The organism is Brachybacterium sp. AOP43-C2-M15, from assembly GCF_052446295.1.
In the GTDB taxonomy this organism is placed as follows: Bacteria; Actinomycetota; Actinomycetes; order Actinomycetales; family Dermabacteraceae; genus Brachybacterium.
Map to the genome: position 1 here is coordinate 156,319 of NZ_JBQSWB010000010.1, position 26,110 is coordinate 182,428.

The following is a 26,110-nucleotide window of genomic DNA, read 5'->3' on the forward strand; positions in this document are numbered from 1 at the left end:
TCGGGAGGTCGTGCCAGAGTGGACCCATGACGCAGACCTCCCCCGAGCCGGGTGCGGACGCCGCCGCGGCTCCCCGCCCGGCACCGGCCGCCACCGCCGCGCAGACCACCGCGGAGAACCCGTGGCCGCTGCGGCAGCTGTCGGTGAAGGTCGCCGAGTACGTGGCGCGGATGTCCCCGCTGTGGGTCGAGGGCGAGATCGTGCAGCTCAACCGTCGCCCGGGTGCGGGGCTGAGCTTCATGACCCTGCGGGACATCGACGTGGACATGTCCTTCTCCGTGCCCGTCCGCGAGCACGTGCTGCGCGCCCTCCCGGTGGAGCCGGTGCCCGGCGCCCGCGTGGTGGTCCATGCCAAGCCCACGTTCTGGTCCAAGCGCGGCAGCCTCCAGCTCGAGGCCGACGACATCCGACCGGTGGGTCTCGGCGAGCTGCTAGCACGGCTCGAGCAGCTCAAGCGGGTGCTCGCCGCGGAGGGGCTGTTCGCCGCCTCCCGGAAGCAGCCGCTGCCCTTCCTCCCTCGGGTGGTCGGCCTGATCTGCGGGCGGGAGTCCGCGGCGGAGCGGGACGTGGTGGTCAACGCCCGTCGCCGCTGGCCGGCGGTGCAGTTCGAGATCCGCGAGGTCGCCGTGCAGGGCACGAAGGCGGTGCGGGAGGTCTCCGCGGCGCTGCGCGAGCTCGACGGGCGCGAGGACGTCGACGTCATCATCATCTCGCGCGGCGGCGGGTCGCTCGAGGACCTGCTCCCCTTCTCCGACGAGCAGCTCACCCGCCTGGTCGCCGGCGCGCGCACCCCGATCGTCTCCGCGATCGGCCATGAGGTCGACACCCCGCTCATCGACCTCGCCGCGGACGTCCGCGCCTCCACCCCCACCGATGCGGCCAAGCGCGTGGTCCCCGACATCCAGGCCGAGATCGAGCAGCTCGACCTCGGCCGCACCCGGCTGCGCTCGGCGATCCGGGCACGGATCGAGCGCGAGCAGTCCGCCCTGGACGCGATGCGCTCCCGGCCGGTGCTCGAGAACCCCTCGACGATCCTCGCGGGTCGGGCCGACGAGATCCGCTCGAGGATCGCCCTGGCGCGCACGCTGATCGGGTCACGGCTGGATCGGGCGGCCGACGAGATCGACCACCTGGGCCGGCAGGTGCGCTCGCTGAGCCCCCTGGCGACCCTCGAGCGCGGCTACGCGGTGGTCCAGGACGAGGACGGCACCATCGTCCGCTCCCCGGAGCAGTCCGCCGTCGGCCAGGCGCTGTCGGTGCGGGTCGCCGGCGGCCGCTTCGGGGTGGAGCACGCCGCGACCGACCCCTACACCCCGCCCGCACAGCCCATGAGCAGCACCCCTGTCGAGGAGAACCGATGACCCCCAGCACCAGCCCCGAGAACGACCTCACCGCGACCGAGGGCGACCCCACGGCCGCCGACGACGTGACCTCCGCAGACGTGTCCTCCCCGGACTCGGCCTCCGGGAGCGCTCCGCCCGTCACCCCGGCCGAGGGCGAGCAGCCCCTGCCGACGGACATCGCCGAGCTGTCCTACGAGGCCGCCCGCGATCAGCTCGTCGAGGTGGTGCGGCGCCTGGAGTCCGGGCAGGGCGGTCTCGAGGACTCCATCGGGCTGTGGGAGCGCGGCGAGATGCTCGCCCGCCGCTGCCAGCAGTGGCTGGACGGGGCGCGCGAGCGGCTGGACGAGGCGGTCGCGGCGCGGCGGGAGGGCGACGCCACCGAGCGCTGAGCGCGCTCCTCCGGTCAGGACACGCTCCTCCGGTCGGGACACGGTCCGCCTGGCAGGCCGCAGCCCGCCTGGCAGGCCGCAGCCCGCCTGGCGGGACACAGCAGCAGGTCCGGCCGGTCGGCCGAGCCGGGTCGACGTCAGCCGAGCGAGGCGATCGCCGCGCTCGCGACCTCCTCGAGCTCGGCGCGATCGGTCCCCCCATGGACGACGACGCCCCAGTCCTCGCCCTCGCAGGCGATGCCGAGCACCGAGGAGCCCTGCTCGCCGCTCTGCTCCCCGCCGAGCAGCAGGCTGCACTCGGCGCCCTCGAGGACGAGCTCCTCCTCGACCGCGCTGCCGGGCAGCGCCGAGCTGAGCATCGATGCGCTGACCTCGGACTCCTCGGTCAGCGTGACCAGGCCGCCGGTCGGTGAGGTGTACTGCACGACCCAGCGGGGGCTCTGTCCGTCGGTGAAGCGGGCGGACCGCTCGTCCCACCCCTCGTCCAGCCGGGGGACGGCCACCGGGAACGGGGCGACCTCCCCCGCCCGCTCGGCGCTCGCGGCGACGTCCAGCTCCGAGTTCTCCAGCGGTTCGCGCTCCAGGTCGCTGCCCACCCCGAAGAACGCGATCGCGATCACGACCACCACCGCCATCGTCAGGGCCAGCGCCCACAGCATGTTGCGCAGCACGGTGTTCTTCCGCGAGGGCAGCTCGTACGCCGACTTCGGCTGCGGTCGCGGGGCGGGAGCGATCGTGCTCTCACCCCGTGACCGCGACGGCGTGCGGGCGTCCTGCATCTCACGAGAAGCGTTCTCGGTGCGCGCGGCGGGAGCCGTGCGGTTCTCGGCCGGCGCGTCAGGGGACTCGGAGCGGGCATCGTGCATGGGCCCATTGTCCCCGCTCCTCCTCCTCGCGGCGCACAGCAACGGAGTCGTCCTGCCGTCGTCCGCCTCACAGCGCCCCGATCGTCGACGCGGTGTCGCGGTGTCGCGGTGTCGCGAGCGCCGCTCGCGCGCAGCCGCGTTCGCCCCGCCCGCGGAAACCTGCGATGATCGAGCGGTGACCGCGAGATTCCTCATCGCCGGAGAAGCTCTCACCGACATCGTCGTCGACGCCGACGGTGCCCGTCGAGAGCATCCCGGTGGATCCCCCATGAACGTGGCCGTGGCCCTCAGCCGCCTCGGCCACGCCGCCCACCTGCTCACCCGGATCGGCGACGACGCCCGTGGCGACGCCATCCGGGCGCACCTGGACGAGTCCGAGGTGCAGCTGACCTCCGGCAGCTCCGTGGCCGCGCCCACCTCGACCGCCCTGGCACGGCTCGACGCGAACGGCTCCGCGACCTACGAGTTCGACCTGCTGTGGGACCCGGACCCCTCGGGCCAGCCCGACCAGGTCGCCGCCGTGCACACCTCCTCGATCGCCGCGGTCCTCGAGCCCGGTGCCTCCACGGTCGTCGACCTGCTGCGCGACCGTCGGAGGACCGCCACCATCAGCTACGACCCCAACGCCCGGCCCACCCTGATGGGTGATCCGGAGCGGGTGCGTCCCCAGGTCGAGGCCAGCATCGCGCTGAGCGACGTGGTCAAGGCCTCCGACGAGGACGTGGCCTGGCTGTACGGCACCGACGACCTCGAGGACGTCGTCGCCTCGTGGCGCGATCTCGGGCCGTCGCTGACCGTCCTCACCCGTGGCGCCGAGGGCGCCGTCGCCTTCGGGAGCGGGGGGCGTGTGCAGGTCTCCCCCGTCGTCGTCGACGCCGTCGACACCGTCGGCGCCGGCGACACCTTCTCCGCCGGCATCCTCGACGCCCTCTCGGACAAGGACCTGCTGGGAGCGGATCGACGCCCGGCGCTGGCCTCGATCCCGAGCGACGATCTCGCGGCTGTCCTGCGCCGGGCCTCCACGCTGGCGGCCGTCACGGTCTCCCGGGCGGGCGCCAACCCGCCGTGGAGCCACGAGCTCACCTGATCACCGCCCTGGGAGCGTCCACGACGCCTTCGGGGACACCAGCGCGCCGGGATCCTCCGCGTCCCTCCGCGCGGCCTGGCACCATCGTCCGTACCGTTCGTCATCGTCCGTACCGTTCGTCCCACCGCACGACCCACCGAGGGAGGCATCTCCATGAACCAGTCCACGCCCGCCGCGCAGCAGGACGGCTACCGCATCGAGCACGACACCATGGGCGAGGTGCGCGTTCCCGCCTCAGCCCTGTACCGGGCGCAGACCCAGCGTGCGGTGGAGAACTTCCCGATCTCCGGGCAGGGCCTCGAGCCCGCGCACATCCACGCCCTGGCGCAGGTGAAGAAGGCCGCCGCACGGGCCAACCAGGAGCTGGGGGTGCTGGACGGCTCGATCGCCGATGCCATCGTCGCCGCCGCGGACTCCGTGATCGCCGGTGAGCACGACGACCAGTTCCCGGTGGACACCTACCAGACCGGCTCCGGCACCAGCTCGAACATGAACATGAACGAGGTGCTCGCGACCCTCGCCACGAACGCCGGCACCGACACCCACCCCAACGACCACGTGAACTGCTCGCAGTCCTCGAACGACGTCTTCCCCACCTCGGTGCACGTCGCCGTGACCCAGGGCGTGGTCGAGCAGCTGCTGCCCGCCCTGACCCACCTCGCCGAGTCCCTCGAGACGAAGGCCGAGGCATGGAAGGACGTGGTCAAGTCCGGCCGCACCCACCTGATGGACGCCACCCCGGTCACGCTCGGCCAGGAGTTCGGCGGCTATGCGGCCTCGATCCGCTACGGCATCGAGCGCGTGGAGGCGGCCCTTCCCCGCACCGCGGAGGTCCCCCAGGGCGGCACCGCCGTGGGAACCGGTATCAACACCCCGATCGGCTTCCCGCAGAAGGTCATCGCGAACCTGGTCGATCAGACCGGGCTGCCCCTGACCGAGGCTCGCAACCACTTCGAGGCGCAGTCCAACCGCGACGGCCTCGTCGAGATGTCCGGCGCCCTGCGCACCATCGCGGTCTCCGTCACCAAGATCTGCAACGACCTGCGCTGGATGGGGTCCGGGCCGAACACGGGCCTGGGCGAGATCGCGATCCCGGACCTGCAGCCGGGCTCCTCGATCATGCCCGGGAAGGTGAACCCGGTGATCCCCGAGGCCGTGCTCATGGTGTGCGCGAAGGTCGTCGGCAACGACGCCGCCGTGGCGTGGGGCGGTGCCCAGGGCTCCTTCGAGCTGAACGTGCAGATCCCGCTGATGGGCACGAGCCTGCTGGAGTCGATCCGACTGCTCGCCAACGCCTCCACCGTGCTGGCGGACAAGACCGTGGACGGACTGGTCGCCAACGAGGAGAAGGCCCGCTTCTACGCCGAGGCGTCCCCCTCGATCGTCACGCCGCTGAACAAGCTGATCGGCTACGAGTCCGCCGCCAAGATCGCCAAGCACGCCGTGGCCGAGCGCATCTCGGTGCGCGAGGCCGTCATCGCGCTGGGCTTCGTGGAGCGCGGCGAGCTCACCGAGGCACAGCTGGACGAGGCGCTCGACGTGCTGTCGATGACCGCGCCGAAGGCCTGATCACCGGGCTGATCAGATCCTGCCGGCAGATCAGCTCCTGCCGGCAGATCAGCTCCTGATCGACCCGAGCGACGGGGCGTCCCACCACCGGTGGCGCGCCCCGTCCTCGCCCTCCGCCCCGCTCCGCCAGTCGGTACCCGCTCCGCCAGTCGGTCCCCGCCCCGCCCCACCCCGGCATCGTTGTCGGTCGTGTCACGGGCGGGCCGCTGGTGAGGTGAGCTGGCCATATCGACAGCTCGTCACGCCATCGGCCCGCCGATGACACGTCCTTCCGCGGGACCCGCTGCCCGGGCACGGTGTCTCATGCGGGCAGGGCACGGCGATGTTCACGTCGGCGGAGCATCGTCGTCAGCATCCGCTCGGTCGCCGTCCACTCCAGGAAGACCTGCTCCCAGGTCAGCCGAGTGACCCGGTACCCGCGAGAAGCCAGCACCAGATCCCGCCGGCGATCCACCCGGTACTGGTCCGGATCGTCGTGGAAGCGTCGACTGTCGCACTCGATCACCCAGTTGGTGCCCACCAGCAGGTCGACGCGAACATGGGGCATCAGCTGCACCTGGCTGCGGACCCGTGCGCACCGCTCCTCCAGCCACCAGCGCACCGCCGTCTCCGTGCCGGATTGCGCGTCGGAGCGCACCCGGGACAGCGGAGACCGATACCGCTGCGGGAGCGTCTCGAGAAGCCGCTCCATGTCCGTCCTGCCGAGCTTGCCGTGATGGAGCGCGGACTCGAAGAGGATCGCCGCCTTCACGGCAGGCAGACAGCGGGCCGCATGATCCAGGGTCTGGATGATGTCGGGGACGGGATCGACTCCCGTCCACGCCCGCATGCGGGGAGCATGCAGCACCAGAGGCTGCGGCCTGCGACGGGACGCGCCCACGGCGGGTTCCGGGATCGGCACCAGCTCTTCCGTCTCCGGATCGACGTGACGACGTATCGGCATCAGGCGCGGGGTCGGCGTCGGAGCGTCCACGACGCGCGGGCGGTACACGTGGACACCGTCCCCGAGCGGAATCCACAATCCATGGAGTGCTGCGGCGTCCAGGCAGGTAGGGCGCACCCCCAGCGCGAGCAGAGCCACCAGATCCTCTGGCGCCTCGGAGGTCACGTACCACTGCCCCGCAGAACGGACCGTGCCGTCGCGCAGCCAGGCACGGCGGCGACGAGGATTCGGCTCGACCCTCGACAGCTCGGACTTGAGGATCACTCCCTGGATCTTCATGCCGCGATCGGACCATTCCCACGCTGCCTCGTGGGTGGAGTCGCCACGACTGTGGATGACCTGAGCGTGGAGAGGAACGGTCCGCACCGTACGCCGCGCCCTCCCGGACCCGGGATGCTGCCGGACTCGGGATGCTTCCGGACCCGGGATGCTTCCGGCACTGGCAGGACTGGCTCGATCGCCGGGTTCCGCTCCCGTGATTCCGCTCCCGTGAGTCGGTGCTTTGACGGGCCGATGGTGAGGCGGAGTGGCGATATCGCCAGCTCACGTCACCATCGGCCCGTCCAGGACATGACCCGCTGCTCCAGCCCCTCGCGGCCGCCCGACACGCCGCCCGGCCCCTCCCGGCCATGAGCCCCAGCCCCGCTCCGCCGCGGCCCGCTCGGCCGAAGCCCCGCTCCGCCGGGCCGCTCCACTCCGGCCGCACCTCGGCTCAGGGAACCGGCTCGTCCAGGACGTGGGTGACCAGCTCGGCGACCTTCGAGCGCTCGGAGCGCTGGAGCGTGACGTGGGCGAACAGGTCCTTCTCCTTGAGCGCCTCGACCACGGAGGCGATGCCGTCGTAACGGCCGATGCGCAGGTTGTCCCGCTGGGCGACGTCATGGGTGAGCACCACCCGGGAGTTCTGTCCGATGCGGGAGAGCATGGTCAGCAGCACGTTGCGCTCGAGGGACTGTGCCTCGTCGACGATCACGAAGGCGTCGTGGAGGGAGCGCCCGCGGATATGGGTCAGCGGCAGCACCTCGAGCATTCCGCGCGAGAGGACCTCGTCGATCACGTTCTGGGAGACCATCGAGCCGAGGGTGTCGAACACGGCCTGGCCCCAGGGCCCCATCTTCTCGCTCTGGTCCCCGGGCAGGTAGCCGAGCTCCTGGCCGCCGACGGCGAACAGCGGGCGGAACACCATGATCTTGCGCTGGGTGCGGCGCTCGAGCACGGCCTCCAGACCGGTGCAGAGCGCGAGCGCGCTCTTGCCGGTGCCGGCGCGCCCGCCGAGGGAGACGATGCCGATGGACTCGTCGAGGAGCAGGTCGATCGCCACCCGCTGCTCGGCGGATCGGCCGGAGACCCCGAACACGGTCTGGTCGCCCTGGACCAGCCGCACCTGCTTGTCGCGGGTGATGCGGCCCAGCGCCGAGCCGCGGGGACTGGTGATGGTCAGCCCCGTGTGCACGGGGTGGTGGGCCACGTCCGGGATGTCGACCGTCTGTCCGTCGTAGAGGTCGGTCATGGTCTGCTCGTCGACGGCGGCCGTGACCATCCCGGTGTAGCCGCGGTCGCGGGCGAGCTCGGCCCGGTACTCCTCGGCGTGGATGCCGGAGGCGGAGGCCTTGATCCGCATCGGGAGGTCCTTCGACACCAGCACCACGTTCTTGCCCTCGAGCTGCAGGTTCTTGGCCACGGCGAGGATGCGGGTGTCGTTGTCGCCGAGGCGGAACCCGTCCGGCAGCGAGGCGGTGCTCATGTGGTTGAGCTCGACGTGGACGTGGCCGCCGTCCTTGCCGATCGGCAGCGGTCGGGAGAGGTTGCCGTGCAGCTCGCGCAGGTCGTCGAGGATGCGCAGCGCCTGACGGGCGAAGTAGCCGAGGTCGGGGTGATGGCGCTTGGCCTCGAGCTCGGTGACCACGACGATCGGCAGCACGATGTCGTGCTCGGCGAAGCGGTGCAGGGACAGCGGATCGGACAGCAGCACCGAGGTGTCGAGGACGTACGTGATCACACCGGTCTCGATCTCCGCGAGCACCTGCTGGGCCGCGCCGGGGCGCAGCGAGGGGACCACGGGGGCGCCGTCGGGATTCGCCTCCCCGATCCCCCCTGCCCGGGCGTCGACCTCGAACGATGTGGAGCCGCCGGCGGCGGTCCCCGTCTCGTGGGCAGTGGTGGTCTCGTCCATGGGAGCCTCCCGGAATCGCGCGGATGCCTGGACCTTAGCCGCGTCGGCAGCCGCCGTCGGATGCGTCCCGCGGGGTGCGGGCACGACGTTCACCCGATCGTCATCGGGAGTTCTGCCGATCCCCCGACAGGGCCAGTGTGCCACCGCTCACAGGGCTCGGCAGGGAGGCGGGACGGGTGTCCGCCCAGGGACCGGGCTCCGGCCGGGCACAAAGGCCGAACAGGCTCAGGGGCCGCACCGGCACGGGCACCGCACCACCACGCGCACCGCTCCGGCTCAGGCGCCGTACCGGCGCTCGCGCCGGCAGAAGTTCCGCAGCGCCCGCAGCAGGTCGACGCGTCGGAAGCCCGGCCAGTAGGTCTCGCAGAACCAGTACTCCGAATGCACCGACTGCCACAGCAGGAAGCCCGAGAGCCGCTGCTCACCGCTGGTGCGGATGATGAGGTCCGGATCGGGCTGGCCTCGCGTGTAGAGATGCTGGGCGATCGTGTCCACCGTGATCTCCCCGGCGATCTGCTCGCCGTCGAGGCCCTCGGCCGCGAGGTCGCGCACCAGCTCCTGGACGGCCTCGACGATCTCCTCCCGACCTCCGTAGCCGATGGCCACGTTGACGGTCAGGCTCGACTCGACCGAGGCCTGTTCCTGGGCGCGGGCGATCCCGGTGCGCATCTCCTCGGGCAGGGCCTGGGCGCTGCCCGTCAGACGCACGCAGTACCCGGCGTCGATGATCTGGCCGATGGTGGTGTCGATGATCTCGTAGAGGGAGACGAGCTCCTCGGGCGGCCGACGCAGGTTGTCCGTGGAGAGCATCCACACGGTCACCAGCGGGATGTCGAGGTCGTCGCACCAGGAGAGGAACTCGAGGATCTTGGCCGCGCCGGCGCGATGGCCGTGCTCCGTGGACTCCCCCGCCTCCTTGGCCCAGCGGCGGTTGCCGTCGACGATCACGCCGAGGTGCTGGGGCAGGTCGAAGGCGTCGAGCTCCTTGGTGAGCCGCCGTTCGTAGACGCGGTACAGGAGGCCGTCATCGTCCATCGCAGCCTCCGTCCCTTCGTGCCGTCCGTGGTGACCCGGCCGCGCCGGGTGCGTCGCGGCGGGATCGGGCCCGGACCGCTCGTCCCATTATCGACGACATCACGACCGGCCCGGACCGATACCGCAAATCGACACCGGATGGGCACAGGGGCCGCACCGCCAACCTACGGAGCCGTAGGTTACGGTTGCCCCATGAGAACAGCACCTCTCCCCGAGGACCCCGCCCCCCGCGAGGTGGCCGAGGCCGTCGCCGAGAGCGGCGGCACCGCACTGCCGGCCGACGAGGACCTTCCCACCGCGGAGACGTTCCCCTTCGCTCCTCGCACCCTCACCCGGGCGATGGCCCGTCGCGCCACCCAGCTCGGCCTCCAGCTGCCCAAGCCGCGGCTGCGCGGAATGCTCCACCTGATCGCCTTCCCCACCACCCTGGTGATCGGGCTGCTGCTGATCGCGATCGGGGACACGCTGTCGATCCGTCTCGCCTGCGCCGTGTTCGTGCTGACGGCCGGGATGCTCTTCGGCATCAGCGCGGTCTACCACCGCGGCACCTGGACCCCGCAGCGGGCGATCATGCTGCGGCGCTTCGACCACGCGAACATCTTCCTCATCATCGCGGGCACCTACACCCCGATCGCAGCGGCGCTCCTGGAGCCTCGGCCCGCGCTCACACTGCTCGCCATCGCATGGGGCGGGGCGCTGGTCGGGGTCTGCTTCCGGCTGTTCTGGACCGGAGCCCCGCGCTGGATCTACGTCCCCGCCTACGTCGCGCTGGGCTGGGTCGCGGTCTTCTACATGCCGCAGCTGCACGCCAGCGGCGGCTGGGCCGTGGTGTGGCTGCTGGTGATCGGCGGGCTCGCCTACACGGCGGGCGCGGTCATGTACGCGCTGAAGCGGCCCAATCCCTCACCGGCCTGGTTCGGCTTCCACGAGATCTTCCACGCGGGGACGCTGATCGGCTTCGGCTGCCACTTCGCGGCCGTCACCGTCGCCGTGGTCTGAGCACAGGGGTGCGGGCGGCAGATCCCGACGGCCGACAGCTCCGTCCGACGGCCCCCGTCCGACAGGCCCTGTCCGACAGGCCCCGTCCGACACGCCGCGGCCGACGGGACGATGGACGTCAGCGGGGGTCCCCGCCCCGCGGTCGTCCGCCCGCGTCCGGCTCGCCGTCGTCCGTCGCGTGCTCAGTGCCCGCGTCGTCGCCCGGCGCACTCCTGTCCGGGCTCTCCTGCTCGCCCTCCGCCCGCTCGGCGGCCTCCATGCGCTCCTCGACCCGCGCCCGCGCCTGGACGCGGCGGGTGCGGCGGGTCATGTCGACCGCGAGCAGCACCACGAGCACCGCCAGCACGAACATCGCGAAGAAGCCGGCCAGTCCCGGGGAGACGCTGACCGCGTCGAACTCGCCGCCGTCCGAGGGGCTCGGCGCGGCCCCCAGCTCGCCGAGCGCGAGGAGGGTCCCCGTGCCGCTCACGGGCGGGCCTCGACGCTCTCGTGGCGAAGACCGGCGAAGAGGTCGTCCTCGGGCAGCTTCACCCCGATCCGGGAGATGTGCAGCTCGTAGTCCTCGGTGCCCCAGGCGGCGGTCTCTGCGTCGTGCGAGATCCGGAAGAAGGGCCCCTCGGGGTCGACCTGGGTGGCGTGGGCCCGCAGCGCGTCGTCACGGATCGCGAGGAAGTCGCGCACGTCGATGCGGGTGGTCAGCAGCCGGTCGTGGCTCTCGTCGTAGTGCTGGAGCATCTGGTCCAGCATCTCGTTGGGCGTGCCCTCGGCCCGCAGGTGGCGGCTCACGGCGGCGAAGCGCTGCCGGTGGAAGCCGTTGATGTAGTAGAGCTTCGCGACCTCCCAGGGCTCACCGAGCTCAGGGGCGAACCCGGGATCGGCGGCGAGGTCGAAGGCGGCGACGCTGACCCGGTTGACCTGGATGTGGTCGGGATGCGGGTAGCCGCCGTTCTCGTCGTACGTGGTCATGACATGGGGGCGCAGTCGGCGCACCGTCTCGACCAGCGGCCGCGCCGCCTCCTCGACCGGGATCGTCGCGAAGCTGCCGGCGGGCAGCGGCGGCAGCGGATCGCCCTCGGGCAGGCCGGAGTCGACGAAGCCGAGCCACTCGTGGTCCACGCCGAGGATCTCCTGGGCGCGGGCCATCTCGCGACGGCGGATCCCGGGCAGCGCCTCGGGGGTCACGGCGGGGTCGTCGCGCAGGCGCGGGTTCAGCACGTCGCCCCGCTCGCCGCCGGTGCACGTGACGACGGTGACCTGCACGCCTTCGCGCGCGTAGCGCGCGGTCGACCCGGCACCCTTGGACGACTCGTCGTCGGGGTGCGCGTGGACGGCCACCATCCGCAGGGGCTCATCAGGGGCGGGCAGCTGGACGGTCACGGGGCTCCTCGGAGACGACAGGACGGGACGGATCACACGGTTCAGGTGCTGACGGTTCAGGTGCTGTCTGCGCGGCTGCCGCCGCGGGACGGCCGTCTGCGGCGCACCAGCGCCCGATCCTACGCCACCCCTGCTGGGCGCCCTCCGGGCCGTGAGGTCGGGCCCCGCTGTCGTGGGCTCCGGCCTCGCCGGCGTGACGGGCGCCTCGTCCTGACCGGGGCCGCTCCGAGGTGTCTCCCGGGCGGGGTCTGGGAGACTTGGCCCATGGACGACGCCCGGGATCGACATGAGCAGCGCTACGGCGGACCCCTCGTCGGCCGACGGATCTCCCGTCTGCTCATCGGGCTCGCCGCGGCCGTGTTCCTGGCGGTCGTGGTCTACGTCGGGTTCCAGGCCGCCGACTCCCCGGTCCGCTCCGAGATCACCGCCTACGAGCACCTCGGACCGGACACGATCGCGGTCGACTTCACGGTGACGATGGCGCCGGGGACCGAGGCGAGCTGCCGGATCCAGGCGCTGAACGAGGGCCGGGCCCAGGTGGGCTTCGTCGAGACGACCATCCCCGCGCAGGGCGGGCGCTCGAGCGCGCACCACGTCGAGATCTCGACGCAGGGCGAGGCCGTCTCCGCCGAGATCGTCGACTGCGCGCCGCTCTGAGCCGCTCGCACTCCCTTCCGAGACCGTCCGGCGCCCTCGATTACTCGACGGGCGAAATCGGCCCGGAGGTCCCGGGAAAGCGTTCCGTGCCGTGTAAAGTATTCCGGAACCGGCATCGCGCCGGACATCATCACCCGCACACGGGGCGCATGAGGACATGTGCCCCGTGATTCGCGTATAGGGGCACTTTTCCCGATGCGCACTACCGAGGACGACAGGAGTGAACCCATGAGCAGCCAGCCGAATGGCGCCTGGCTCACCCAGGACGCGTACGACCGCCTGGCCAAGGAGCTCGCGGAGCTCGAGGGCCCGGGACGCACCGAGATCGCCGAGCGCATCGCTGCAGCTCGCGACGAGGGGGACCTCAAGGAGAACGGCGGATACCACGCCGCCCGCGAGGAGCAGGGGAAGATGGAGGCCCGCATCGCGGACCTCCAGCGCCTGCTGAAGAACGCCGTGGTCGGGGAGGCCCCGAAGGACGACGGCGTGGTCGAGCCCGGCATGGTCGTGACGATCTCGATGGCCGGCAAGGACCGCACCTTCCTGCTGGGCAACCGGGAGATCGCCGACGGCGACGACGACCTCGAGGTGTACTCCACCGAGTCGCCGCTGGGCAGCTCGATCCATGGCTCCACGGTCGGCGACACCGTCGACTACACGGCACCGAACGGGAAGTCCTTCCCGATCGAGATCCTCAAGGCCACGCCCTACAGGGCCTGAGCCGTCGGCGCCCCGTCCGGGCGCCGCACCGACCCTGCGCGGGCGCGCATCGAGCGCACCGCACCGAGAAGAGGGCCCCGCCCCGGCTGCTGCCGGGGCGGGGCCCTCTTCTCGGTGTGGGACGGGACGCCGTCCGTGCCCCTGCGGGCGTCGTCCTCGTCGCTCTCAGGCGCCGCCCTCGCGGGGCGGTCCCTGCTCGTGGCCGGGCTCCTCGCGCGAGGGCTGCTCCTCGGGCGAGGGAGCCTCCGCGGCGGACCCCGAGCGGTCCCCGTCGGAGCCATGGGCCCCGGGAGCGGGATCCGACTCGCGGGTCGCCGTGGCGGTCACGGCGCCACCGCTGCCTGCGCCGCCAGAGCCTTCCGCGCCGGTCGGGGCCGTTCCGGCCGCGGGAGCACCGACGGAGGCGGCCCCGGCGGACGCGGAACGTCGTCCCGCGGGCTTGAGACCGGACAGGCTCGCCAGGATCGCGGGCCTCGCGTCCTCGGCCGACGCGCCGCCGGAGCCCGTCGATCTCCTCGTCAGCGCGGCGAAGTGCGCGGCCCCGGCCTTGTCGAGTCCCAGATCCGGGCTCGGGTCACGCCCGACGACGTACAGGAGCGTGGCGTTGAGGAAGGCGAGCAGCGGGATGGAGAACAGGGCGCCGGGGATGCCGGCGATCATCGCACCGGCCGCCACGCCGAGGAAGACCGCCAGGGGGTGCAGCTCGACGGCCTTGCCCATCAGGAAGGGCTGGAGCACATTGCCTTCGATCTGCTGCACCGCCAGCACGATCACCAGCATGATGATGGCGGCGATCCAGCTGTTGAGGACCAGCACCAGCAGCACCGCGATGGCACCGGAGATGATCGCACCGACCAGCGGGATGAAGGAGAACAGGAACACGAGCAGCCAGATCGGCACCGCGTACTGGCCCAGGCTGAGCGCGATCATGCCGATCGAGATGCCGGTCGCGTCGACCGCGGCGACCAGGATCTGGGTGCGCATGTACGCCGACAGCGCCTTCCAGCCGCGACGGAACGCCTCATGGGTGGGGACCCGGGCCGCGGGCGGCAGCAGACCCACCACCCAGCGCCAGATCCCGGCACCGCCCGAGAGCAGGAAGAAGAGGGTGAACAGGCAGATCACGATGCCGGTGACGACGTTGCCGAACACGGCGGCCGTGCCCAGCGCGCCGGTGACCAGCTGGTCGGAGTTCGCCTGCAGCTGGGTGAGTCCCTCGTCGATCGCGGCGTCGATCATCGGCGCGTCGATCTGGAAGGTCGACGTCGCCCATTGGGTCAGGGACTGGAAACCGGTGACCGCCTTGTCCTGGATGTCCGCGAACTGGGCGAGCAGCTGACGGCCGGCCAGCGTGAACATCCCGGAGATCACCAGCAGCAGCCCCAGCAGCGCGATGCCGCTGGCAGCGCCCCTGCCCAGGAAGGTGTACCGGGTCAGCAGCTTGACGATCGGCGTGAGCAGCGACGCGAGCAGCACGGCGATCAGCACCGGGATCACGAGCGTGGTGATCTCCAGCAGACCCCAGATGATCAGAGCGGAGGCCGCGACGACCACGATCAGCCGCCAGGACCAGGCCGCCGCCCGACGGATGCCGAGGGGGATCTCCTCGACCTCCGGGGCGAGACCCGGGGCCCGGGGGGTGGGGCGCAGCTTCGACATGGGACTCCTTCCGTTCGAGCCGGGGCGGCTCACCGGCATCCTAGTCGCGCCCGGCGAGGGGACCACGCCCTCCGCAGGCCCGCCTCGCGGTCGTGTCCCGCCACGGCGCTCGGCGCACGACCTCGACGAAGGTCGAAGGCCGGTCCACCGCGAGGAGGGGACAGGACCCCCTGCGCGCCGACTACCGTGATCCCATGCACAGTGACCACGTGTCCTCCTCCCCCGACCTCCAGGGCGCCGACGGGTCCCCGGCCCCCTCGTTCGGGACCCCGTCGGCCGACGCCCCGCCGCTCGACGGCCCGCAGCCTCTGCACGGCGTCGCCGCCCCGGTCACCGCCGATGCCGCGGTCCCCGAGTCCACCGCCCTGTCGATCCGCGGGCTGCGCAAGTCCTTCGACAGGACCGAGGTGGTCCACGGCATCTCGCTCGACGTCCCGCAGGGCTCCTTCTACGGGATCGTCGGGCCGAACGGCGCGGGCAAGACCACCACGCTGTCGATGGCGACCGGCCTGCTGCGTCCCGACGGCGGGACCGCCCATGTGCTCGGGCACGACATGTGGGCCGCGCCGCAGCAGGCCAAGGCCCGCATGGGCGTGCTCGCCGACGGGCTTCGCACCTTCGACCGGCTGACGGGTCGGGAGCTGCTGACCTATGTGGGGCTGGTGCGCGGCATGGAGCCGGGCACCGTCGAGGAGCGGATGGAGTCGCTCCTGTCCGCCCTCGACCTGGCGGACGAGGACGGCAAGCTGGTGGTCGACTACTCCGCCGGCATGACCAAGAAGATCCTGCTCGCGAGCGCCCTGCTGCACGCTCCGCGCCTGCTGGTGCTCGATGAGCCGCTCGAGGCGGTCGATCCGGTCTCCGCCCAGGTGATCCGGAAGATCCTCACCGCCTACGTCGACGGAGGAGGCACCGTGGTGCTGTCCAGCCACGTGATGGAGCTGGTCGAGGGCCTGTGCAGCCACGTCGCGATCATCGCGCACGGCGAGCTGCTGGCCGACGGCACCCTCGACGAGGTCCGCCAGGGAGGCAGCCTGGTGCAGACCTTCATCGACCTCGTCGGCGGCGGGGACGTCGCGGAGGGGAGCCTGTCGTGGTTGGAGTCCTGAGCAGCGAGCACGCCGCGACCGCCTCGGCCCGCGACGTCCGCCACGGGGAGATCTCCGCGACGGCCCTGCTGAGGCTGCAGCTGAAGCTCAAGTGGACGCTGTGGAAGCGGTCCTACCGCAAGAACATCGGCAAGCTCATCGGCACCGTCTTCGGCGGGCTGTACGCCCTCGGCGGGCTCGTGGGCCTGGTGTTCCTGTTCCTCGGCACGACCCTGTGGGCCGGGGAGGGCGAGCTCTTCCCGCTGATCATCCGGGGTCTCGGCGCCATGACGGTGCTGCTGTGGATCCTGATCCCGGTGTTCGCCTTCGGCATCGACGACACGCTGGACCCCCGGGCCTTCGCCCTCTACCCGCGCAGCGCGAAGGAGCTCCAGCCCGGCATGCTCGCCGCGGCGGCCCTGAGCCTGCCCAGCCTGTTCACGCTGGTCGCGTTCGGCATCGCGACGGGCTTCGAGCTGCTGTGGCTGATCGTCTTCGGACAGGGCGCCCTGTGGATCGTGCTCGGAGCCCTCGCCCTGATCCCCGCGAACCTCGCCGCCTTCGTCCTGTGCCTGCTGCTGCCGCGGGCATGGTTCGCCCACTCGGCGAGCCGCTCCTCCTCGCGCAAGGGCCGGGAGGCCGGCGGGATCCTCGGCTTCGTGGCGATGTTCGCGGCGATCTACGCCTTCTCGCTGTCCATGCAGCGCCTCGGCGACCTGGACTTCGCGATGGTGCGGGAGCAGCTCCCCCGCGTCGCGGAGGCGCTGGCCTGGACCCCGCTGGGGGCCCTGGTCGCGGTGCCGATGGACCTCGCGGAGGGGCGCGTGCTGACCGCCGTGCTGCGGGCCCTGGTCGGGGCGGTCGCGATCGTGCTGGTCTGGAGGTGGTGGCGGCGCTCGATCGACCTGTCGCTCACCTCGGCGCTGACCGGCGACGCCTCCTCGGGCGACGCCAAGGTCTCGCCGCTGGTGCCGCGCGTGCTCAGGCCCGGGCCCTTCGGCGCCGTGGTCGGCAAGTCGCTGCGCTACTGGCGCCGGGACACCCGCTACCTCGCGGCGCTCGGGCTCTACCCGGTGATGATCGTGTTCTTCGTGGCGATGGGGTTCATGCTCCCGGAGTCACGGCCGATGATGCTCGGCATCACCGTCTTCATGTGCGGCGTGACCGGGATGACCCTGGCCAACGAGATCGGCTTCGACGGCCCGGCGGGATGGGTCAACATCGTCGCCGGGGCGCCGGCCCGCGCGAACCTGATAGGGCGCATCGCGGCGATGGCCGTGCTGACGGTGCCGGGAGCCGTGGTGGTCTCGGCGGGCCTGCCGCTGCTGTACGGCATGCCCGAGCTGATCCCCATGACGGTGATGGGGGCGCTCGGCACGATGTTCTGCGGCTGGGGGACCTCGATGGTGGTCAGCGTGCTTCTGCCCTACCCGAGCTCGCCCCCGGGCACCAATCCGATGAAGGACAAGTCGGCCTCGAGCTCGAACGCCATGATCGCGATGACGGTGGCGATGGTGGTCGTCTTCGTGCCGATGCTCCCCGCGCTCGGCGTGGCCGTCTGGGGCGCCGTCGTGGGCAGTGCCGCGCTGATGGCTGTGGCCGGTCTGCTGGCGCTGCTCGTCGGGGTGGTCATGCTGCTGGTCGGGCTGCGGATCGCGGTGGTGAGGCTGGACGCCCGCTATCCGGACGTGTTCCAGAAGGTCCGCGACCACGTCTGAGCGCGCGGCGGCGGCCTGCCGCACCGCCGCTCAGGTCAGGGCGCGCTTCATCACCAGCGCGTCGATCTGACCGTCGCGGAGCTTGTAGTAGCCGCGCCGACGATCGACCTCCCGGTACCCGGCGGCGGCGTAGAAGGCGCGGGCGCGGGGGTTGTCCTCGCGGACCTCGAGCAGCATCCGCTCGGCGCCGCCGTCCCGTGCCCGCTGCTCGCACCAGGCCAGCAGGGCGCGGCCGATGCCCCGCCCCTCGGTGCGGGTGCCGATGGTGTGGAGATCGGCGACGTCCCCCGCGAGCATGATCCCCGCGTAGCCGAGCAGCTCACCGGAGGCGTCGGCCCCCGCAGCGGCGAGGACGTAGCGGCGGTCCGGGTGCTCGATCTCGGCCGCGACCTGGAAGACGTTCCAGGCCATGTCGGGGAACAGCTCGAGCTCCGCGACGGCGATCTCCTCCACGTCCGCGAGGCGGGCCTCCCGCAGCGCCCAGGCGGCGCTGCCGCCGGCACCAGCACCGGCACCGGCACCGGCACCGGCACCGGCGGTCATCTCAGCGTCCCAGCGCGCTCTTGCGCGCGGTCGGCTTGGCGGCATCGGGCTCGCGCAGGTACATCGGCTCGGTGTCGGAGAGGTCCTCGCCGCGGGCGGTGAGCGCGGCGGCGGCGAGGACCAGGTGCCCCGCGTCGACGTGGACGAGGTCCGCGGTGGCGGGCAGCAGCTCGGGGTACAGCCCGGTCCCGGAGCCGACGAGCAGGTCGCATGCGGTGAGCTGTGCGGCGACCGCGGCCGGGGCGTCGACCGCGGGCTCGGCGGTGCGGAGCAGCTCGCCGCCGGCCTCCCGGCGGTACCTGGCGTGGTAGACCTCGCGGCGGCGGGCGTCCAGGGCGACGCCGACGCTCACCGCTCCCCCGCGAGGGGGGTCGAGCTCCGCCACGGCCTGGTGGGCCAGGGCGTCCAGGGAGCTCAGGCCGTGCAGGGGCACCCCGAGCACGGCGGCGATCGAGCGGGCGGAGACGAGCCCGACGCGCAGGCCCGTGAAGGGGCCGGGCCCCCGGCCGACGACGACGCCCGTGAGGTCGCTGCGCGCGACCCCGGCCGCGCGCAGGGCCTCGTCGATCAGAGTGAGCAGCACCTCGTCGTGGTGGCGGGAGCGCTCGTCGGAGCGGACCTCGAGGATCTCGGGGGCGGCGCCGGTGAGCTCACCGCGCGCGACGGCGACGCTCACCGCGCCGGAGGTGTCGATTCCCAGCAGCATCAGCGGTCCTCCTCGGAGGGGGCGGAGGGGGCGGAGGGCTCGGAGGGCCCGGAGGAGACCTCGGGCGCGGAGGGCGCGGGGTCCTGGTCGGCGCCGAGCAGCATCCCGTGGTCGACGGTCCCGTGCGGGCCGGTGAGGTCGGCGAGAACGGCCTCGAGGCGGAGCACCGACCGCTCGTCCCAGCGCGGGCCCACGGGGGTCACGCGCAGGGTGCGGGGCTCGTCCGGGTCCAAGGGGTCCTCGACCCGGTCGGGGCGCTCGAGCTCGATCAGCAGCACGGAGTCGGCGAGGTGCTCGACGCGATCGCGCCCCCATTCCACGACGGTGACCGCCCGGTCGAGATCGGCCTCGAGGTCCAGGTCGTCGACCTCCCCTCCCCCGCCGAGCCGGTAGGCGTCGACATGGACGAGGTCCGGTCCGTCGCCGAGGCTGGGATGGACGCGCTCGATGACGAAGGTCGGGGAGGCGACCGGGCCGCGCACGCCGAGACCTGCGCCGAGCCCCTGGGTGAGGGTGGTCTTGCCGGCGCCCAGCGGGCCGTCCAGGACCAGCAGGTCCCCGGGGCGCAGCGCCCCGGCGAGGGCGCGGGCGAACTGCCGGGTGCCCTCCGCGTCCCGGGTCCGCACCTCGAGCGCGCTCATGAGAGCACCTTGCGGGTGACGCGACCGGAGACGGAGGTGAGGACCTCGTAGGGGATGGTCCCGCCGGCGCGTGCCCAGTGGTCGGCGGTCGCGGCGGGCGGGTCGTTCGGGGCACCGCCCGCATCGCCGAAGAGGTAGACCTGGTCCCCGGCGACGGCGGTGCTGTCGGGACCGAGATCGATGACGATCTGGTCCATGCTGATGCGCCCCACCTGCGGAGCCAGGCGGTCACCGGAGTCGGTGCGCACGAGCACGTCGACCTGGTCGCTCGCGACCCTGTGCAGTCCGTCGGCGTAGCCCATCGGCACCAGGCCCACGCGCGTGGGCCGCTCGGTCGTGCGGATGCGTCCGTAGCCGATGCTGTGGCCCTCCGGGAGCTCCTTGACCAGGGCGAGACGGCTGGTGAGCGTCATCGCCGGGCGCAGGGGGACGTCGGTGGGCACGGGCGGGTACCCGTACAGCGCGATGCCGGGACGCACGATGTCGCGGTGCAGGTCCGGGCGGGTGAGGGTGGCGGCGGAGTTCGCGATGTGCTGCAGCGGGATCGGCCCCACCTCGTCCGCGAGGGCCTCGCAGGCGGAGTCGAACAGCTCCACCTGCTGATCGGTGGCAGGGTCCTCGGGATCGTCCGCGCTGGTCAGATGCGTCCAGGCGGCGGTGACCTGGATGAAGTCGTCCTCGCGCATGGCGGCGCCGATCTCGCGGATCTGCCAGGGCAGCACGCCGCCCCGCCCCATGCCGGTGTCGATCTTCAGGTGCACCCGGGCGCGCCGATCGGCCTGGCGGGCGGCCTCGGAGACCAGCTCCAGCATCTCCGGGGAGCCGACGGCGACGTCGACACCGGAGCCGAGCACCTCCGGCAGCACGGTCCGGGCGGTGTGCGGCTCGTACAGCCAGGTGAGGATCTGGGCGTCGAGCCCGGCGCGGGCGAGAGCGAGGGCGCTCGCGGGGTGGGCGACGCCCAACCAGGTGGCGCCGCCCTCGATGGCGGCGCGAGCCGCGGTGAGCATGCCGTGCCCGTAGCCGTCGGCCTTGACCACGGCCATCAGCGCCGTGTGCTCCTCGAGCAGGGTGCCCATGGCGCGGGTGTTCTCGGTGATCGCCGACGGGTCGATCACGGCCATGTTGGGCACGTGCCGAGGGTCCTCGGCAGGGATCGGGATGGTCATCGAACTCCTCGGGTCACGGCTGGGCGCCCGCCAGGATAGTCCCGATCGCCTGTGGCAGGTGCGCGGCCACGTCGAGGGCGACCAGGGGGCGCAGTCCGTCGTGGGAGGCGAGGCGACCGGCGCGCCCGTGGAGGAGCGCGGCCAGGGCGGCGGCGTCGGGGCCGTCGAGCCCGGCGGCCAGCAGGGTGCCGAGCACCCCGGCGAGCACGTCCCCGGTGCCGGCGGTCGCGAGCTGCGCTGTGGCGTCGTCCTGAGCGCGCAGCGGACCGCCGTCTGCCGGGGCGACGAGGGTGATCGCGCCCTTGAGCAGCACGGTCGCGCCCGTCGCCTGCGCCAGGTCGCGGGCCAGAGCGGGGCCGGGCAGGTCGGGATCCGCGCCGAGGCGGCGGGCGAGGCGCTCGGCCTCGCCGCGGTGCGGGGTGAGGACCACATCCGGTCCGAAGCGGTGCGCGGTGGTGAGGACCTCGAGGGCGCCGGCGTCGATGACCCCGCGGCGCACAGCGCCATGTCGCCCGTCGGCGTCCGACGCTCCGCCCGTCGGCCCGTCCGCTGCCCCGCCCGTCGGCCGGTCCGACGCGCCGTCCGCCGGCCCGTCCACGCGCAGCCGGTCCACGCCGGCGCAGGCTCGGGGGTCGTCGGGGGGCAACCCCGGCCCGACGACGAGGGCGTCGAGGCGGCCGACGGCCGCGGGGTCCACGGCGCCTGTCCCGCCCACGGCACGCTCCACCCGGTGTCCGACCACCTCGGGCCGCTCGCGCAGCACCAGCTCGAGCACGTCGTGCGGAGCGAGGCAGCGCACCATCCCCGCCCCGGCCCGGGCCGCGCCGGAGGCCGCCAGGACCGCGGCGCCGGGGAAGAGCTCGCTGCCCGCGGCGAGCGCGACCACTCCGCGGCTGTACTTGCTCGCGTCGCGTCCCGGGCGCGGGAGCAGGGCGCGGGCGTCGGAGTCCTCGAGGCGGAGCACGTCCGCGGCGCCCGGCAGATGGTCTGCCAGTCCCAGGTCGACGAGGTGGATCTCGCCGGCGCGCTCGGCCCCACCGGGCAGCAGCAGGCCCGCCTTGACCGCGCCGAAGGTGATCGTCGCACTCGCGGTGAGGGCCTCGTCCGCGGCGCGGCCGGACGTGGCGTCCACGAAGCTGGGCAGATCGACCGCGACCACCGCGGCCGAGCCGCCCCCCACCGCCTCGAGCAGCGGCACGAGCGCGGCGGGCACCTCGGGGCGGCCGCCGATGCCGAGCATCGCGTCGAGCACCATGTCCGTCCCGGCCAGGAGCTCCTCGAGCACCGACGGGTCGGTGCCGGTCACGGGCAGGACCGCGCCTCCCGCGGAGCGCAGGGCATCCGCGCCCTCCTCGTGGAGTCGGTCGGCGGTGGCGATCGCGTCGGCGTCGATCCCCTCGGCGCGCAGCATCGCGGCGGCGTGCAGGCCGTCCCCGCCGTTGGCCCCGGCCCCGGCGAGGACGAGGACGCGAGCGGGGATCGCGGCGGGGCCCGTCGTCCCGCCCGGGCGCAGGCGCGAGGACACGTGGTCGGCGAGCGCCCGGGCGGCGCGGAGCATGAGCGGCTCGCCCGCCGCCAGCAGGGGCTCCTCGGCCGTGCGCACGGCATCCGCGCCGTACCCGCGGATCATGGCCGCACCCCCGGCTCGCGCTCGGCGACGACGATGGCGGTGGCCACGTCTCCGTCATGGGAGAGCGACAGGTGCAGGTGGACCACGCCCTTCTCCTCGGCGGCACGCAGGGTGGCGCCGCGCAGACGCAGGTAGGGGCGGCGCACGTCGGTGCGCTCGACGGTGACGTCCTGCCAGGAGTAGTCCCCGGGGGCTCCGAGCGCCTTTCCCACTGCCTCCTTGGCGGCGACCCGCGCGGCCCGCGAGGCCGCGGACAGCCCGCGCTCGGCGGGGGTGAACAGCCGCTCGAGAAGGGCGGGGGTCCGTGCGAGCTGCGCGCTCAGCCGAGCGATCTCGACCACGTCGATGCCGACGCCGACCACCGTGCCGTCGTCCCGGGGCGCGAACGCCCGGCCTCCGAAGCTGTCATCGGGGCCGGGCGTCGGCGTCGCTGTCGGGAAAAGACTCACCTGGGCAGTATCACACTCCCGGCCGCACCCTGTGGGTCCACGGGGTGCGGGCGGGGCTCACTCGACGGTGACGGACTTGGCGAGGTTGCGGGGCTGGTCCACGTCCAGGCCCTTCGCCGTCGCCAGCTCGCAGGAGAAGATCTGCAGCGGGATCACGGTCAGCAGGGCCGCGAACAGGGTGCGGGTGGCGGGGACGCGGATCACCTCGTCGGCGTACGGGAGCACCGCGTCGTCGCCCTCCTCGGCGATCACGAGGGTGCGTGCGCCGCGGGCCCGCACCTCCTGGATGTTCGAGACCACCTTGGAGTGCAGCGAGTGGCGGCCGCGCGGGGAGGGGACGATGACGAACACCGGCTGCCCCTCCTCGACCAGCGCGATGGGGCCGTGCTTGAGCTCGCCGGCGGCGAAGCCCTCGGCGTGGATGTACGCGATCTCCTTGAGCTTGAGCGCGCCCTCCATCGCCGTCGGGTAGCCCACGTGGCGGCCCAGGAACAGCACGCTGGAGGCGTCCTTCATGTCCTGGGCGAGCTGCTCCACCTGTGCGGAGCTGTCCAGCACCTGCTGGATCTGGTCGGGGATCTGCTCGAGGTCGTCCATCAGGGCGGCGATCTCGTCCGGGTAGAGGTTGCCGCGCACCTGGGCGAGGAAGAGGCCCAGCAGGTAGCAGGCGGCGATCTGGCCCAGGTACGCCTTGGTGGAGGCGACCGCGATCTCGGGGCCCACGTGCAGGTACAGCGCGGCATCGGCCTCGCGGGGGATGGTGGAGCCGCGGGTGTTGCAGATCGCGACGACCTTCGCGCCCTGCTCGCGGGCATGGCGCACCGCCATCAGGGTGTCCATGGTCTCGCCGGACTGGGAGATCGCGACGACCAGGGTCTTCTCGGTGACCACCGGGTCCCGGTAGCGGAACTCGTGGGCCAGCTCGACCTCGGTGGGGATGCGGCACCAGTGCTCGATCGCGTACTTCGCGACCGCGCCGGCATTGGCGGCGGTGCCGCACGCGACCACCACGATCTTGTCGACGCTGCGCAGCACCGACGGGTCGATCTCCATCTCGTCCAGCTGCAGGGCGCCGTCCTCGATCCGGCCGCGCAGGGTGTCGGCCACCGCGCTCGCCTGCTCGTGGATCTCCTTGGCCATGAACGAGTCGAAGCCGCCCTTCTGCGCGGCCGCGGCGTCCCACTCGATCGTGTAGCGCTTGGCGTCGGTGACCTCGGCGCCCTCGAAGTCGATGACGGAGACGGAGTCCGCGGTGACGGTGACGACCTGGTCCTGCCCGATCTCGAGCGCCTCCTTGGTGGAGTCCACGAAGGCGGCGACGTCGGAGCCGAGGAAGTTCTCGCCCACGCCGAGGCCCACCACCAGCGGGGAGTTCCGGCGGGCGGCGACCACGGTGCCCGGGGCGTCGCGGTGCACCGCGAGGAGGGTGAAGGCCCCCTCGAGGGAGGCGGCGGCGCGGCGCATCGCCTCGGTGAGGTCCCCGGCCTGCTCCATCTCGCGGGCCACGAGGTGGGCGGCGGCCTCGGAGTCCGTCTCGGAGGAGAAGGTGTAGCCCTCCCCCTCGAGCTCCGCGCGCAGCGAGGCGAAGTTCTCGATGATGCCGTTGTGCACGACGGCCAGCTCGCCGTCGCGTCCGCCCTGGTGGGGATGGGCGTTGAGGTCGTTGGGGGCGCCGTGGGTGGCCCAGCGGGTGTGGGCGATGGAGACCTGGCCCCCGGTCGCGGTGGTGCTCTCGAGCGCCTCGCGGAGGTTGGCGAGCTTGCCGGCGCGCTTGGTGACCTGCACACCGGCGTCGTCGATCACGGCGACGCCCGCGGAGTCGTAGCCGCGGTACTCGAGGCGGGCGAGGCCCTGGAGGGCGACGTCCACGGGACGGGAGGAGGGGGCTGAGGCCTGCGGGCCTGCGTATCCGACGATTCCACACATGCCGCTCACGCTATCGACCCGCTTGCCACGTCGCGCCCTCGCCGCCGTTTCCGGGCGAGTCCTTCCTCACTGCACCGGGGTGCGGCGCGCACCCGTGGCCGAGCGTGCGCGTGGGCGATCAGAAACGCGCACGCGCCGCGATGCACCGCGCGGTGCCGAACTGCTGGGACAATCATCCGCATGAAGGCCGCGCCGACGTCGAGCACCGTCACCCCGTTCGAGGAGATCCCGCGGGAGGACTGGGCGCGACTGTCGCAGCAGACGCCCCTGCCGCTGTCCGAGGAGGACGTCACCCGCCTGCGCGGGCTCGGCGACCGTCTGGACCTGCAGGAGGTCGATGCGGTGTACCGCCCGATCTCACGACTGCTGAACATCCAGGTCGCCGCGGCGCAGACGCTGCGCCGTGCCCGGGAGGACTTCCTGGACCAGCACCAGCAGCGCACGCCCTACATCATCGGGGTGGCCGGGTCCGTGGCGGTCGGGAAGTCGACCACCGCGCGCCTGCTGCGGGAGCTGATGGCGCGCTGGCCGGACACACCGCGGGTGCAGCTGGTGACCACGGACGGGTTCCTGTACCCGAACGCCGTGCTCGAGGCGCGCGGCATCCTGCAGCGCAAGGGCTTCCCCGAGAGCTACGACCGTCGCCGTCTGCTGCGCTTCGTCGCCGACGTGAAGGCCGGTCAGGAGCGGGTCGAGGCCCCCGTGTACTCCCACCTGACCTACGACATCCTCCCCGAGGAGCGGGTGGTGGTCGAGCAGCCGGACGTGCTGATCGTCGAGGGTCTGAACGTGCTGCAGCCGGCCCGGCCCCGCCGCGACGGCCGCCTGGGCATGGCGGTCTCGGACTTCTTCGACTTCTCCGTCTACGTCGATGCCCGGGTCGAGGACGTGCAGCGCTGGTACGTGGAGCGGTTCCTGACGCTGCGGCGCACCGCGTTCTCCGATCCGCGCTCCTACTTCCGCCGGTATGCGGAGCTCACCGACGAGCAGGCCGTGCAGACGGCGCAGCGCATCTGGAACTCGATCAACGGCCCGAACCTCACCGAGAACGTGGTGCCCACGCGCGGCCGTGCGGACCTGGTGCTGCGCAAGGACGGGCTGCACCGCGTGCACTCGGTGCTGCTGCGGAAGGTCTGAGAGCAGCACTTCGGCCCGACGCCCCGGTGCCGCGCCCTCGAGCGCGACACCCCGACGGCCCGCGCCGCACCCTCGAGCCCGGCACCCCGACGGCCGGCACGCGACACCCCGCGCCGATCCCCCGAAATCACCCGCCAGCGGGGCATATCGGGGGAATGGACGCCCCGGCATGCCGTGCCTCGGCACCACGCAGCGGCACGTCGGCGAGACACGGCGACACGCTGGACAGCGCCGGACGACACGCCGGGCGGCACGCTGGGCAGCGCCGGGCGGCATGCTGGGCAGC

The 26,110-nt window shown here is 72.7% G+C and carries 24 protein-coding genes; 10 read left to right on the forward strand and 14 right to left on the reverse strand.

What is annotated here, in order from left to right:
- Positions 1–26: 26 nt before the first annotated feature.
- Together xseA and ACT3SP_RS12860 are read left to right on the forward strand one after the other, a co-directional pair.
- Complete coding sequence (gene xseA / locus ACT3SP_RS12855) at positions 27–1,361, forward strand: exodeoxyribonuclease VII large subunit (RefSeq protein ID WP_444587686.1); 1,335 nt, start codon at positions 27–29, stop codon at positions 1,359–1,361.
- Positions 1,358–1,732: an exodeoxyribonuclease VII small subunit gene (locus tag ACT3SP_RS12860; RefSeq protein WP_444587687.1), complete on the forward strand. Its 375-nt coding sequence runs from the start codon at positions 1,358–1,360 to the stop codon at positions 1,730–1,732. Before xseA ends, ACT3SP_RS12860 begins: the two co-directional genes overlap by 4 nt.
- A gap of 137 nt (positions 1,733–1,869) precedes the next feature.
- Here the strand turns inward: ACT3SP_RS12860 and ACT3SP_RS12865 are convergent, their stop codons facing one another.
- Positions 1,870–2,598, reverse strand: a complete 729-nt coding sequence (locus tag ACT3SP_RS12865; RefSeq protein WP_444587688.1) for a DUF4245 family protein — start codon at positions 2,596–2,598, stop codon at positions 1,870–1,872.
- A 175-nt stretch (positions 2,599–2,773) separates the two neighbouring features.
- Between ACT3SP_RS12865 and ACT3SP_RS12870 the strand changes: the two genes are divergently transcribed.
- Positions 2,774–3,685 (forward strand): carbohydrate kinase family protein, encoded by a 912-nt coding sequence (locus ACT3SP_RS12870; RefSeq protein WP_444587689.1) that lies wholly within the window; start codon positions 2,774–2,776, stop codon positions 3,683–3,685.
- A gap of 153 nt (positions 3,686–3,838) precedes the next feature.
- A complete protein-coding gene (locus tag ACT3SP_RS12875; protein WP_444587690.1) occupies positions 3,839–5,254 on the forward strand; it encodes a class II fumarate hydratase in 1,416 nt (471 codons plus the stop codon).
- Positions 5,255–5,555: 301 nt separating this feature from the next.
- Here ACT3SP_RS12875 and ACT3SP_RS12880 read toward each other — a convergent pair whose 3' ends face one another.
- From ACT3SP_RS12880 to ACT3SP_RS12890, 3 genes are all read right to left on the reverse strand, one after another.
- Positions 5,556–6,476 carry an endonuclease domain-containing protein gene (locus tag ACT3SP_RS12880; RefSeq protein ID WP_444587691.1) on the reverse strand — a complete coding sequence of 307 codons (921 nt, stop codon included), beginning with the start codon at positions 6,474–6,476 and terminating at the stop codon, positions 5,556–5,558.
- 433 nt (positions 6,477–6,909) lie between these two features.
- Positions 6,910–8,370: a PhoH family protein gene (locus tag ACT3SP_RS12885; RefSeq protein ID WP_444587692.1), complete on the reverse strand. Its 1,461-nt coding sequence runs from the start codon at positions 8,368–8,370 to the stop codon at positions 6,910–6,912.
- A 276-nt stretch (positions 8,371–8,646) separates the two neighbouring features.
- On the reverse strand, positions 8,647–9,405 hold the full coding sequence (locus tag ACT3SP_RS12890; protein WP_444587693.1) for an isoprenyl transferase: 759 nt from the start codon (positions 9,403–9,405) through the stop codon (positions 8,647–8,649).
- Between the two features lie 192 nt (positions 9,406–9,597).
- Between ACT3SP_RS12890 and trhA the strand changes: the two genes are divergently transcribed.
- Complete coding sequence (gene trhA, locus ACT3SP_RS12895; RefSeq protein WP_444587694.1) at positions 9,598–10,404, forward strand: PAQR family membrane homeostasis protein TrhA; 807 nt, start codon at positions 9,598–9,600, stop codon at positions 10,402–10,404.
- 118 nt (positions 10,405–10,522) lie between these two features.
- Here trhA and ACT3SP_RS12900 read toward each other — a convergent pair whose 3' ends face one another.
- Positions 10,523–10,873 carry a hypothetical protein gene (locus ACT3SP_RS12900; protein ID WP_444587695.1) on the reverse strand — a complete coding sequence of 117 codons (351 nt, stop codon included), beginning with the start codon at positions 10,871–10,873 and terminating at the stop codon, positions 10,523–10,525.
- Positions 10,870–11,781 carry a mycothiol conjugate amidase Mca gene (mca, locus tag ACT3SP_RS12905; protein ID WP_444587696.1) on the reverse strand — a complete coding sequence of 304 codons (912 nt, stop codon included), beginning with the start codon at positions 11,779–11,781 and terminating at the stop codon, positions 10,870–10,872. Before mca ends, ACT3SP_RS12900 begins: the two co-directional genes overlap by 4 nt.
- A 264-nt stretch (positions 11,782–12,045) precedes the next feature.
- Here mca and ACT3SP_RS12910 point away from each other — a divergent pair, with 264 nt between their 5' ends.
- The gene (locus ACT3SP_RS12910; RefSeq protein ID WP_444587697.1) at positions 12,046–12,438 is read left to right on the forward strand and encodes a DUF4307 domain-containing protein; all 393 of its coding nucleotides are present in this window, start codon (positions 12,046–12,048) and stop codon (positions 12,436–12,438) included.
- Between the two features lie 228 nt (positions 12,439–12,666).
- Positions 12,667–13,158 (forward strand): transcription elongation factor GreA, encoded by a 492-nt coding sequence (gene greA, locus ACT3SP_RS12915; protein ID WP_444587698.1) that lies wholly within the window; start codon positions 12,667–12,669, stop codon positions 13,156–13,158.
- A gap of 165 nt (positions 13,159–13,323) precedes the next feature.
- Here the strand turns inward: greA and ACT3SP_RS12920 are convergent, their stop codons facing one another.
- Entirely contained in the window at positions 13,324–14,817 is a 1,494-nt protein-coding gene (locus tag ACT3SP_RS12920; RefSeq protein WP_444587699.1) for an AI-2E family transporter, read from the reverse strand.
- A gap of 194 nt (positions 14,818–15,011) precedes the next feature.
- Between ACT3SP_RS12920 and ACT3SP_RS12925 the strand changes: the two genes are divergently transcribed.
- The gene (locus tag ACT3SP_RS12925; RefSeq protein WP_444587700.1) at positions 15,012–15,926 is read left to right on the forward strand and encodes an ABC transporter ATP-binding protein; all 915 of its coding nucleotides are present in this window, start codon (positions 15,012–15,014) and stop codon (positions 15,924–15,926) included.
- Entirely contained in the window at positions 15,911–17,623 is a 1,713-nt protein-coding gene (locus ACT3SP_RS12930; RefSeq protein ID WP_444587701.1) for a hypothetical protein, read from the forward strand. Before ACT3SP_RS12925 ends, ACT3SP_RS12930 begins: the two co-directional genes overlap by 16 nt.
- Positions 17,624–17,653: 30 nt before the next feature.
- On the opposite strand, the gene ACT3SP_RS12935 is transcribed toward ACT3SP_RS12930, so the two are convergent.
- From ACT3SP_RS12935 to glmS, 7 genes are read right to left on the reverse strand one after another with little or no spacing between them, the layout of a single operon-like run.
- A complete protein-coding gene (locus tag ACT3SP_RS12935; protein WP_444587702.1) occupies positions 17,654–18,166 on the reverse strand; it encodes a GNAT family N-acetyltransferase in 513 nt (170 codons plus the stop codon).
- Position 18,167: 1 nt separating this feature from the next.
- Positions 18,168–18,872, reverse strand: coding sequence for a tRNA (adenosine(37)-N6)-threonylcarbamoyltransferase complex dimerization subunit type 1 TsaB (gene tsaB / locus ACT3SP_RS12940; RefSeq protein ID WP_444587703.1), 705 nt, complete (start codon positions 18,870–18,872; stop codon positions 18,168–18,170).
- Positions 18,872–19,513, reverse strand: a complete 642-nt coding sequence (tsaE, locus tag ACT3SP_RS12945; protein ID WP_444587704.1) for a tRNA (adenosine(37)-N6)-threonylcarbamoyltransferase complex ATPase subunit type 1 TsaE — start codon at positions 19,511–19,513, stop codon at positions 18,872–18,874. The genes tsaB and tsaE overlap by 1 nt, the downstream gene beginning before the upstream one ends.
- Positions 19,510–20,682, reverse strand: a complete 1,173-nt coding sequence (alr, locus tag ACT3SP_RS12950) for an alanine racemase (protein ID WP_444587705.1) — start codon at positions 20,680–20,682, stop codon at positions 19,510–19,512. The genes tsaE and alr overlap by 4 nt, the downstream gene beginning before the upstream one ends.
- Before the next feature lie 13 nt (positions 20,683–20,695).
- Positions 20,696–22,312: a bifunctional ADP-dependent NAD(P)H-hydrate dehydratase/NAD(P)H-hydrate epimerase gene (locus ACT3SP_RS12955; RefSeq protein WP_444587706.1), complete on the reverse strand. Its 1,617-nt coding sequence runs from the start codon at positions 22,310–22,312 to the stop codon at positions 20,696–20,698.
- On the reverse strand, positions 22,309–22,761 hold the full coding sequence (locus ACT3SP_RS12960) for a holo-ACP synthase (protein WP_444587707.1): 453 nt from the start codon (positions 22,759–22,761) through the stop codon (positions 22,309–22,311). The genes ACT3SP_RS12955 and ACT3SP_RS12960 overlap by 4 nt, the downstream gene beginning before the upstream one ends.
- A gap of 57 nt (positions 22,762–22,818) precedes the next feature.
- Entirely contained in the window at positions 22,819–24,687 is a 1,869-nt protein-coding gene (gene glmS / locus ACT3SP_RS12965) for a glutamine--fructose-6-phosphate transaminase (isomerizing) (protein ID WP_444587708.1), read from the reverse strand.
- Between the two features lie 180 nt (positions 24,688–24,867).
- Between glmS and coaA the strand changes: the two genes are divergently transcribed.
- Positions 24,868–25,824 carry a type I pantothenate kinase gene (gene coaA / locus ACT3SP_RS12970; RefSeq protein WP_444587709.1) on the forward strand — a complete coding sequence of 319 codons (957 nt, stop codon included), beginning with the start codon at positions 24,868–24,870 and terminating at the stop codon, positions 25,822–25,824.
- Positions 25,825–26,110 lie beyond the last annotated feature (286 nt).